Below are 10,865 nucleotides of genomic sequence, written 5' to 3'. Positions count from 1 at the left end.
TGGTGTGAGGTTAGTGAACCCTCGTTTCGAAGCCTTCCCGAGTCTCGAGGCATCATTAAGCTCAAGCGATTGGTTTCATTGATGCCTGGCTTGGGTCAAAACGATGTCTGTATCTTCTTCCACCTCCGCAACACTCGTGTGCGGTGCGTGCAAACACTCGAACGCTCCTGAAGCTCAATTCTGTGGCGGGTGCGGGCATTTCCTACACGAGAAATGCGTTCAGTGTGGCGACTTGGTAAGCCTGACTCAAAAGTTCTGTGTCGGTTGCGGGCAAGACTTGAACGCGTGGCTAAAAAAACGCATCACGGAACAAGAAACCAAACTCTCCGATGCCGTGACGGCTGTGAAATCTCACGACTACGATCGTGCGTTTAGCCTGCTCAATCTTTTGGCGAAGAGCGGCGACTACCGTTTCCAATCCGTCCGCGAACAAGCCGTTGCGGCAAAAGGCAAAGTCGAAACCCTTCAGAAAAAGGTCCAATCACAAGCCAGACAACGCATGGCCGCAGAAAAAGAAGCTCACGCACAAAACGTTCTTTCGACCGCGGTCAAACGACTGGCTCAGGTTCCTGAAAACTTGCTTGACGAAGAGTCTCGCTGCATCCTTCAAAGCAGTCAGGTCCACCTGGATCAAATGAGAACACTGCATAGCGAACTGCAGCAACGCCTGGCCGAAAAAAGCTACTCACAAGTCGCTGGACTTCTGCAACAACTATTGGAACTGCAACCCGACAACCAAAAGTATCAACAGCTTTCTCGACAAGTTGGTGACAAATTACTGCGTCGTGCTGAGAAATTGTGTGCTCGACAGCAATATCAAACGGCTAAAAACGCCCTAAACTCGCTTCCGACGATATGCCACAATGACCAATTCATGAAACTCTCGCGTCGCAGCGATCTGGCCTGTTGGTTATCGCAACAATTTGAGGAGGAACCTTACGCAACCAATGCCCTCGGTCGCCTGGGCATGCGTTTTGCAAAGGAATTCCCGTCCGACGTGAAAGCGACCGATTGCGTCAAACAACTTGCCAAAGCGGTGAAGTCAAAACGCGTTGCCGCAAGAGATGGACTGGCACCTTGGCGAACCAAAGCAGAAGGCTGGATTGGTGGACGAGTCGGCATTCTTGCCAACCCGCAATCGCTGAATCTCAACGAATTGGCACAGCGTCCTCCATCATTCGCACCTTTTGCAGAAGCCATCGGGTTGGCATTGCACGCACTCGGACTCAGCCGCATCAGTGGCAATCTGTTGCCGAAAAAAGGCGTGATGTCAAAACTCGGATTGAGCAAAAGCAAAGCGGTTTGGGGCATCGACATTGGTTCCTCCGCCATCAACGCGATCAAGATGCGCATCGATAAAGGTGCTGACCAGCCGATCGTCGAGGCCGTCAATCGTGTGGAACTGAAGAACCCAACTTGTCGCGGGGGATCCAAATCGGCGAGCGAATTGATTCCCGAAGCCATCACACGACTGATGGAAGAAATCGATGTCTCCGACTCAAAGATCTATGCGAATTTGCCTGCTTGCGAGGGCATCGCTCGGTTCTGCGAATTGCCGCCAGTCAAAGACAAAGACGCGGAACGCTTGATTGAAACCGAAGTCAAAACCCGAATTCCGATTTCATCCGAAGATCTGGCTTTGATCACCTGGGTAGCGCCTTTGCAAAAAGGAAACGCAGTCGGTCGTCCCGTCGTGATGGCCGCCGCAACAAAACTCACCGTCAGCCGGCGTGTTGATCTGCTTGGCATCGGTGGATTGAAACTGGATGGATTGGTTCCATCGCCCATCGCGCTGGCGAACTTCGCGGCTCACGAATTCGCCGATCTCATTGCTCCGCCGACCGACCAATCAGCAAAAAAGAAATCGAAGACCGGCGAGGAAACATCGGACGATTCCAGCGAAGACGAATCATTCAGTCTGACCTCCTCTAGCAAACAACCGACGCTCGCACTGATCGACGCGGGTGCATCCAAGACAACGATGCTCTTGATCTCTCCGATCTCAATCTGGTTTTGGACTCACGAGAGCGGCGGCGAAGACATCACTGCCGTGGTCGCTCGTAAAACCAAGACCACCGCGGAGGAAGCGGAACAATCCAAGCGGAATTTGGCATCACTCAAGGATCCTCACGAGGTCGACGACGCGATTCTCGAGAAACAAGACATCGCTCGAGCTCGCCTTCGAAAACTCTTCGAAGAAGCCGACAAGACATTCCGCCACTTCGATCCCCAAGCAACTTGGTGCGTCGGCTCCGCTCATCAGCAGCACGGTTTTCTTCGCCGTGTGATGATGAAGTAGCAAACTCACGTCCTCCGTGATCCCGCCCAACTTGCTGCTCGCGGGTTATCAGGAAGGGATGATGGACAATCCGCTGGCATCCGGTGCTCGCCCAAGTCCCAGTCCCACCTTTCGAAGCACCGAAACGGCCGAGGCCACCAACCGCCTTCGTCGAAGAGGACAACGACTTGGAGTGCTCTTCATTGGCCCAAGACGATAGAATTGCCCCACTCACATGCCGGACGCAGCAACGTCTCGTGAGTGATCCTTTCCGATTCCTCGTGCAATTCTCCCAGCGTTCGAATGCCCATGCTCACCAACACGCCCGATGACGGTTTTCCCTCCACCGGGCGATTGGCATCGGTTGACTACGGAACGGTCCGCATCGGCGTCGCGATTTGCGACCCCGACTGGATTCTGGCCAGTCCCCTGGAAACTCATCCCGTCAGCACGCCGGAGAAAGACGCTCAATACTTCATTGACCTCGCGAAATCGGAACGGATTGCTGCTTGGGTGGTTGGTCTTCCAATCCACTGCGACGGAGGCGAAAGCGATAAAAGCAAAGAAAGCCGAAAATTCGCGGCCTGGCTAAAGGAAACCACCGGTCTGCCGACGCGTCTCTTCGACGAGCGTTTCACAACCGTCGCCGCAACCGCCAAAATTCGGCAGGGCAAAACCACTCGTAAAAAGACCAAGCAACGCGTCGATGCGGTCGCCGCCCAGGTTTTGCTGGAATCTTTCTTGGAATCCTGCCGGTATCGCGGCGAGCTGTCCGGGCACCGGCTGGAAGATTCAACTTCCGATGAGTCGCTCGATGATGCATGATGGAATAGAACGTCCCGTGATTTGCCCGAGTCGACAAAGGGTTTCGACTCCGTCGACGTTGTCACTGGACGAACTCAAATTCTTTTGAAGAGATGGATCGCAATGAATTGTCGCCCCCTTTCCTTTGGCTCATGGCTGCTCACGTTGCTAGCGTTGGTGGCGGTTTGCTTCCCCGCCACTGCGAATTCTGCCGATGACGTGGATGTCATCGTGGTCGTCTCATCAGAACTGGACGCCGCCCTGCAACCCTGGATCGAAATGCGATCGGAAGAAGGACTTCGAATCGCGACCGTTCGACCAGGGAACACGGCGACGCTCACACACCAAGAAATCTGGAACGCTGGTGGAGCCGCGACTCGCTACATCGTTCTTGTTGGCGACACCCCCCATTTCGACACGCGTCGAAATCAATCGCACCAGATCCCCACCTGGATGATTCCGGCTCCGATCACCTCGCGATTCGGATCCACATCCACGCTGCCCACCGATCTTCCCTATGGTGATCGCAACGGCGATCAGGTCAGCGACGCTGCCATTGGCCGTTTGCCGATTCAGTCTGCCGAGCAATTGGCCAGTGTGGTCCGGCGGATTGAAGCGTACGAAAACTCCGACGACTTTGGACTCTGGCGACGCTCGTTTCAATTGACCGGCGGAGTCGGCGGCTTTGGGGCGATGGTCGACACCGCTATCGAATCCGTCACTCGCGGAGTGATCACGACTGTTCTGCCAGCGGATGCGAAACCACAAATTGCCTATGCCAGTCCCAACCATCCATTTTATCCCCCCGGCAAATCGTTCACCGATGCGGTCCTGAATCGCTATCGCACCGGCGCACGCTTTTGGGTGTATGCGGGGCACGGCCAAATCGATCGCCTCGAACTGCTGCAAACCACCGCGGCGAATGGGACGCCGGCAGCCCGCGAACAATGGTCGGTGGAATCCTTGCTCAACAACCAGAACGCCGCGCAACTGAAACGTGCTCCCAGTGGTGCCACGATCGCCGTCCTATTGGCTTGCTTCGCCGGTGCTTACGACGCACCAGGAGACTGCTTGGCCGAACGGATGGTGCTCGCCGAGGGAGGCCCGATCGCGGTGATCGCATCGTCTCGCTTGTCGATGCCTTATGGCAACGCTTGCATGGGACTCGGACTGCTGCAATCGGTTTACTCAGGCGGTCAGCAAAACACGGGTTGTGAACGCATTGGAGACGCGATGCTGCATGCCGCTCGCAGCCTGCAATCCAAACAACAGGGACAACAATCCACCATGCGAGTCATGGTCGACACCCTGGCCTCGTTGATATCACCCGCGGGAACGGACTTGCAACAAGAACGCTTGGAACACGCAGCGCTCTATCAGTTGCTCGGCGACCCAACCTTGCGATTGCATCCACCTCAACCGTTGGACCTTTCGGTCGAGCCCTCAGATCAATCCGAGCAGCAAGCTGACGTTCCGACCGATGATGTGACCACACGTTCACTCAGCGTTGCCGTCACCAGTCCCATCGCGGGAACCTTGATCGTCGCAGTTGAAAGACCGCTGACCGCGGTCACACAAACGCCGGCCGATTCAACCAAAGAACACGACGCGCACGGCACCACAATCACGGAACACAAGATCGAAGTCCCAGCCGGCAAACGCATCCTGCAAACGCTGCAGCTTCCGCTTGGAGAATCCGGTCCCTTGGTCATTCGAGGTTTCGTTCATGGTAAAACAGGGTGGGCCAGCGCTGCCCAAAGAACCTTCCTCCCTGATTGACCCACCTTCCCCATGCGACTTCCCCACCTTCTGGCTTTATGCCTTCCTGCCTTTTTCACTGCACCTCCAGCCTCCGCCACCGCCCCTGAGGATGTCGCGGGATCACGCCCCAACATCGTCGTGATCTACATGGACGACATGGCTTATGCCGACATTGGCCCTTTTGGTGCCCAAGGCTACTCCACACCGAACCTGGAACGGATGGCCAGCGAAGGCCGCAAATTCACGGACTTCAGCGTTTCATCGGCTGTCTGTTCCGCCTCGCGTTCGGCTCTTCTCACCGGCTGCTATCACCGCCGCCTCGGACTTTCTGGAGCACTCGGCCCGAAAGCCAAAATTGGTCTCGCGCCCTCCGAAACCACCTTCGCCGAAGTCTGCCGATCCGCAGGCTATCGAACCGCTTGCTATGGCAAATGGCACCTGGGACATCACCCCAAGTTCTTGCCAACCAACCAAGGATTTGACCAGTTCTATGGCATCCCTTACAGCAACGACATGTGGCCGTTGCACCCGGACACCATCCGTCGTCAACAGAAAGATCCCCACGATCCTGGCAACTGGCCGCCATTGCCGATCATCGAAGCTGTCGCGGGCCAGCCCCCTCGAATCGTCAACGAAAACGTCCAACCCGCAGATCAAGAACAGATGACGGTGGAACTCACCCGCCGCAGCGTCGAGTTCATCGAAGATCGATCCAGCGACAAGCCGTTCTTGCTGTATCTGCCTCATCCGATGGTTCACGTCCCGCTGTATGTCTCCGAGCGTTTTCGTGGCAAGAGCGGGGCAGGGCTGTTCGGCGACGTGATGATGGAAATCGATTGGTCGGTCGGCCAAATTCTTTCCGCGATTGAATCCATCGACCAACAAAAGAACACGCTCGTGATCTTCACCAGCGACAACGGACCGTGGCTTTCTTATGGCAACCACGCCGGCAGTGCCGGTCCCCTTCGCGAAGGCAAAGGCACCCAGTGGGAAGGCGGCGTTCGCGAACCAACCGTGATGTGGTGGCCCGACACCATTCCGGCTGGCACCACCTGCGACACGTTCTGCTCCACCATCGATGTGCTGCCAACGATTGTCGAGCTGACCGGCGGCGAGGCTCCCGAGCAAAAGATCGATGGTCACTCCATCCTGGACTTGATGCTGGATGTTCCAGACGCAAAATCACCACACGAATCCTTTGTCGGTTACTACGGCGGCGGACAACTCCAAACGATTCGCAACGAACGTTTCAAATTGGTATTCCCACATGCCTATCGAACGCTTGGTGACCGTGAAGCAGGAAAGGACGGCATGCCCGACGGTTACGCGATGACCAAGTCTGGTTTGGAACTGTACGACTTGGACGCCGACGTTTCGGAAACCACCAACGTGATCGAAGCCCACCCGGAAGTCGCCAAACAACTGCAGGCGGCCGCGGAAGTCTATCGTCAACAACTCGGCGACAAACTTCAAAAGATCAAGGGTTCAGAAATTCGCGGCCCTGGAAAGCTCGCCGAAGACGAGCCGCAATTGAAGTGGAAAGGCTCTTTCTAGTCTTGCGTTCTCAATGACGCCATTCGATGCGAACGTTATACGATGGGCTTCCAAGCCCGTCGAAATGAAAACCCGGTGCGTGAGTTTTGAAGTAGCGTTTTTGCGTGAGGCATTGTTTTTCTCATAACCCGACGCGTCAGTTTTGAAGTTGCGGTTTTGCGTGAGGCATTGTTTTTTCATAACCCGACGCGTCAGCGAGGGACCGCGTGCCATCGCAACGCGCCGGTGGGCCCCTCGCTGACGCGTCGGGTTGTGAGAAAAGCGCAACTTCAAAACGCGTGAGCAAGGCTCTTCTCAACTCCAATTCCACGACAGCTCCAATCTCCAGTAGCGGAACTCGTCAAGAGTTTCGAATTGCACAACGGTTCGTCGAAAGTCTTGACGACTTTCGCTACCAATGCTCCGAGCGGCTGCGGACGACGACGTCTTAAACGTCTCCAGCCAATCGCACGACCTCACCCAGCTCCATCACTCCATCATAGAGTGACCGACCGACAATCGCGGCGGGCATCTTCATCTCGACCAGTTGCTGGATGTCGTCATAAGTCGTCACGCCGCCGCTGGCGACCAACGGGATATCGCTCGCCGCTGCCATCTCGGCCAACCCTTCAAAGTTGGGCCCTTGCATCATGCCGTCTTTCGCGATGTCGGTGTAAACGATCGCAGCGATGTTTTCTGTTCGCGATCGCAACTTCGTCGCAAACTCAAACGCCGAGACATCACTCGTTTCGAGCCAGCCTTGCGTCGCAACCTTGCCATCGCGAGCGTCAATGCCCGCGACCAATTTGCCGGGATACTTGTCGCACATCTCGACAAACCAATCCGGATCCTTCAGTGCTCGCGAACCAACGACTAATCGTGTGACGCCAACATTCAACAACGACTCAATCGTGGTCTCGTCGCGAACACCGCCACCCATTTGGCAGGGCAACCCGGTCGCCTCGATGATCCGCTGGACTGCGTCGCGATTGGCATCGGGACTGTCACCTCGCGCAGCGTCCAGATCGACCAAGTGCAACCGCTTGGCACCGGATTCCTGCCAGCGTTTTGCAAATTCGACCGGATCATCCCCGAACGTGGTTTGTTGGTCGTAGTCTCCTTGGCGAAGGCGAACCGGTTTTCCGTGACGCAAATCGATGGCGGGCCAAATTTCCATGCGTGGTTCGTTTCCAGGTGTCTGCGAGGACAAAAATAGCGGGTTCGGGGCAGGGCAGAGCAGGGCAGGGTTGCGTCTGCACTACCGTGAATACGCGTGAGGATAATTCGAGACCGCCGTTTGCTGGACCCGTCATGACAAAAATTCGCCATCTCGTGCTCGTCTTGGGTGATCAACTCAATCACGATTCTGAGGCCTTCGCCAATTTTGACCCCCAATCCGATCGCGTTTGGATGGCAGAAAACGACGAAGAAGCCACCCATGTTTGGTGCCATCAAACCCGTCTGGTCGGATTTTTCAGTCCGATGCGGCACTTTCGCGAGGAGTTGATCCAGCGAGGATTCGATGTGATCTACCACGAACTGACCGGCGATCGGCGAAAGGCTCGCGAAAGCTCTTTTGCCAGCGTTCTGCGGAAAACGCTCTCGGCTCACTCGGTCGAAAAAATCTTGGTCGTTGCTCCAGGTGACTACCGAGTTCGAGAACAACTCAAAGCCACCGCCGAACAGGAGGACGTGCCGCTCGAGTTTCTAGAAGACAATCACTTCTACTGTTCGCCCGACCAATTCGACGAATGGGCGTCGGGTCGCAAATCGATGGTGATGGAACAGTTTTATCGAACGATGCGAAAGGAGCACGGCATCCTGCTCGACGAAGAAGGTGCCCCTGAAGGCGGACAGTGGAATTTCGACCAAGACAACCGCAAGACGTTCGGCAAAGGCGGACCGACAAAAGTTCCGCCGACACCCTCGTTCGAACCTGACGCGATCACCCAGGAGGTGATCGAGATGGTGCGAGATCGATTCGAAGACCACCCCGGCAAAGTCGACCAGTTCGATCTGCCTGTTTGCCGCGAGAATGCGTTGAACTCACTGGACGATTTCATCACGCATCGATTGCCGCTCTTTGGCACCTACCAAGATGCAATGTGGGAGGGCGAAACCTTCCTCTATCACTCGCGACTCTCACACTCGATCAACTTGCACCTGCTGTCGCCGAAAGAGGTCGTCGATGCAGCGGTGAAAGCTTATGAAGATGGTGACGCGCCGCTGAACTGCGTGGAGGGTTTTGTTCGACAGATCCTTGGATGGCGAGAGTACGTCCGCGGAGTCTATTGGAATCGAATGCCGGACTACGAAGAACGCAACGCTCTTCATTGCGACTCGGAACAAGATGTTCCGCCGTTCTTCTGGGACGGCAACACCGACATGGCCTGCGTCTCCGATGCGATGCGTTTGTTGATCGACACAGCTTACGCGCACCACATCCAGCGACTGATGGTGCTTGGATTGTTCGCCCAACTCTTTGGCACTCACCCGTTGCGTTTTCATCATTGGCACATGGCGATGTACGCCGATGCGATCGACTGGGTCAGTCTTCCTAATGCACTTGGCATGAGCCAATACGGTGACGGTGGATTGATGGCGACCAAACCCTACTGCGCCACCGGGAAATACATCAACCGGATGAGCAACCACTGCAAGAACTGCCGCTACGATCCAGCGAAATCAACCGGTGAGGATGCTTGCCCGTTCACAACTCTGTACTGGGACTTCCTCGACCGTCACAAACAACAGTTTCAAAACAACAATCGCATGACCCTGCAACTGAAGAACATCGAACGAAAAGACGCTTCGGAATGGACGGCCATCCGTTCGCGAGCAAGGAAGATCCGCAGTGGAGCAATCAAGTTGCAGCCTTAGCGAAAATACATCAAGCCGATGTGTAGCCACATTGGAAACCGGCGTCAGACCTTCACTCATTCTTCACCGCACACTCACACCGGATTGACGCGATCCAACCAGGCAACCTCTATCCTGAGGCCGAAACTCAACCTTCTCTCCGAAACAACTGTGTGGAAGTGGATTGAAAGACGCTGCGAGAAGGCGACTCGAGCATCCTAGGCAGAAAGAAATGATTGGATTTCATCCTGTGAACCGCTTGGGCGATCGCCCGGTTGTACGAAAGAAAACGAGGCAACGCCAAACGCAGCACATACCCAATGACACCTGTTTGGCTGCTCTTGATCAACATGAAACGCATCTTTCTTCAACGCTCAATCCTGCTCGCCCTTGGCCTGACAGGATGCACGCCTGCAGCACCCGAGCCAACCTTCGACGTTCCCTTGGAAGAACCAGCGCAAGCGGACCACCCTAGCGAAATGATTGTTACCGACTATCAGCAATCGGCGAGGCCCAACGATCTTCAAACACAGACGGACTGGCAGTTTCTATTTGGCCCGCATCGAACCGGGGCGACGCAAGCGTTCATCCCTGCGATTTGGCCCGAACAGGGTCCCGCACTTCGATGGGACGTGGAGGTTGGCACTGGATATGGATCTCCTGTGACCGCCGAAAACCGCGTCGTCTTTTCCCATCGCGTCGATGACCTGGAGTGGATTCAGTGTCATGATGCCCAGGATGGAGCGGTCCGGTGGAAACACTCGCTGAAGACTGACGCCAAATGCGACTTTGAATACAGCGATGGCCCCTACAGCACTCCGTTGATCGACCTGGAGCGTCGCGCTGTCTATCACTTCAGCGGTTCTGGGACGCTGAGCTCTTTGGACTTCGACACAGGCGAAGAAACTTGGCGACGAGATCTTCACGACGAATTTCGGGTGGAACCGGAATTGTTCCCTTCCGGAGCGACACCGCTGCTGCACGGGGAGCACCTGATCCTTTCCTTGGGCGGAACCAACAACGACGCGGGAATCATTGCCATCCATGCCCGAGACGGTGAAACCATTTGGTCGTGCACGAATCACAAAGCCGCCTACACAACGCCCGTGGTGACTCAACTGTTCGGGCAAGAATTCGCCTTCGTCATGACAGCCGAAGGCTTGGTTTGCCTTGATCCCGCCAACGGAGAAGTCGACTGGGAGATCCCCCATCGAAGCCGCGCTCCCATGAGCTACAACTCGGTTTCGCCGCTCGTTTGGAACGACCGAGTTCTGATGGTCACCGGCCCGGGACCGGGCGCGGTGTGCCTGCAAATCCAGTCGGATCGTTCCTACGAAGAACGCTGGAAAAACCGACGACTCCTCGACAGCCAATACACCAACCTGCTGCTCTCCGATGGCCATGTCTTTGGGTTCACGTCCGCGGGGCAGGGCGGTGCCGAACTGCGCTGCATCGAATTCGCCACGGGTGAATTGAAATGGAAGTACCACAGCGTTCTGCGTCGCGCTCAGGGACTGATCGCGGGAGATGCAATGTTCTTTCTCGGAGATCGCGGCCACTTGGCCTCGCTGCAACGCAGCGTCAAAGAACCGCGAGTGCTCTACTTCACCCAACAACCACTCATGAAGGC

7 protein-coding genes are annotated in these 10,865 nt (G+C 55.8%); 6 read left to right on the top strand and 1 reads right to left on the bottom strand.

The genetic code is table 11. The annotated features are described in order from the left end of the window. Positions 1-103: 103 nt before the first annotated feature. The 4 genes from pilM (at position 104) to ACF8AM_RS14885 (ending at position 6,397) form a co-directional block, all read left to right on the top strand. Positions 104-2,299, top strand: coding sequence for a pilus assembly protein PilM (gene pilM, locus ACF8AM_RS14900; RefSeq protein WP_392556395.1), 2,196 nt, complete (start codon positions 104-106; stop codon positions 2,297-2,299). Positions 2,300-2,587: 288 nt separating this feature from the next. Continuing rightward, positions 2,588-3,103, top strand: a complete 516-nt coding sequence (ruvX, locus tag ACF8AM_RS14895) for a Holliday junction resolvase RuvX (RefSeq protein ID WP_392556394.1) — start codon at positions 2,588-2,590, stop codon at positions 3,101-3,103. 102 nt (positions 3,104-3,205) lie between these two features. Next, positions 3,206-4,861 (top strand): C25 family cysteine peptidase, encoded by a 1,656-nt coding sequence (locus ACF8AM_RS14890; protein ID WP_392556393.1) that lies wholly within the window; start codon positions 3,206-3,208, stop codon positions 4,859-4,861. 12 nt (positions 4,862-4,873) lie between these two features. Then, positions 4,874-6,397 carry a sulfatase gene (locus ACF8AM_RS14885; RefSeq protein WP_392556392.1) on the top strand — a complete coding sequence of 508 codons (1,524 nt, stop codon included), beginning with the start codon at positions 4,874-4,876 and terminating at the stop codon, positions 6,395-6,397. Positions 6,398-6,824: 427 nt separating this feature from the next. Here the strand turns inward: ACF8AM_RS14885 and hisA are convergent, their stop codons facing one another. Further along, positions 6,825-7,553, bottom strand: a complete 729-nt coding sequence (gene hisA / locus ACF8AM_RS14880; protein ID WP_392556391.1) for a 1-(5-phosphoribosyl)-5-[(5-phosphoribosylamino)methylideneamino]imidazole-4-carboxamide isomerase — start codon at positions 7,551-7,553, stop codon at positions 6,825-6,827. A 134-nt stretch (positions 7,554-7,687) separates the two neighbouring features. Between hisA and ACF8AM_RS14875 the strand changes: the two genes are divergently transcribed. Continuing rightward, on the top strand, positions 7,688-9,256 hold the full coding sequence (locus ACF8AM_RS14875) for a cryptochrome/photolyase family protein (protein ID WP_392556390.1): 1,569 nt from the start codon (positions 7,688-7,690) through the stop codon (positions 9,254-9,256). A 329-nt stretch (positions 9,257-9,585) separates the two neighbouring features. Continuing rightward, on the top strand, positions 9,586-10,865 hold a 1,280-nt coding region (locus ACF8AM_RS14870; RefSeq protein WP_392556389.1), incomplete at its 3' end, for a PQQ-binding-like beta-propeller repeat protein.

The organism is Rhodopirellula sp. JB055 (genome assembly GCF_043100905.1).
Classification (GTDB): Bacteria; Planctomycetota; Planctomycetia; order Pirellulales; family Pirellulaceae; genus Rhodopirellula.
The sequence above is the reverse complement of the archived record's forward strand: the minus strand, read 5'-3'. Positions and strand labels throughout refer to the sequence as shown.

Bases quoted from the DNA above. Each gene is read 5' to 3' on its own strand.
- ACF8AM_RS14885 (WP_392556392.1), top strand. From the start codon at position 4,874: ATGCGACTTCCCCACCTTCTGGCTTTATGCCTTCCTGCCTTTTTCACT.
- hisA (WP_392556391.1), bottom strand. From the start codon at position 7,553: ATGGAAATTTGGCCCGCCATCGATTTGCGTCACGGAAAACCGGTTCGC.
- pilM (WP_392556395.1), top strand. From the start codon at position 104: ATGTCTGTATCTTCTTCCACCTCCGCAACACTCGTGTGCGGTGCGTGC.
- ACF8AM_RS14875 (WP_392556390.1), top strand. From the start codon at position 7,688: ATGACAAAAATTCGCCATCTCGTGCTCGTCTTGGGTGATCAACTCAAT.
- ACF8AM_RS14890 (WP_392556393.1), top strand. From the start codon at position 3,206: ATGAATTGTCGCCCCCTTTCCTTTGGCTCATGGCTGCTCACGTTGCTA.
- ruvX (WP_392556394.1), top strand. From the start codon at position 2,588: ATGCTCACCAACACGCCCGATGACGGTTTTCCCTCCACCGGGCGATTG.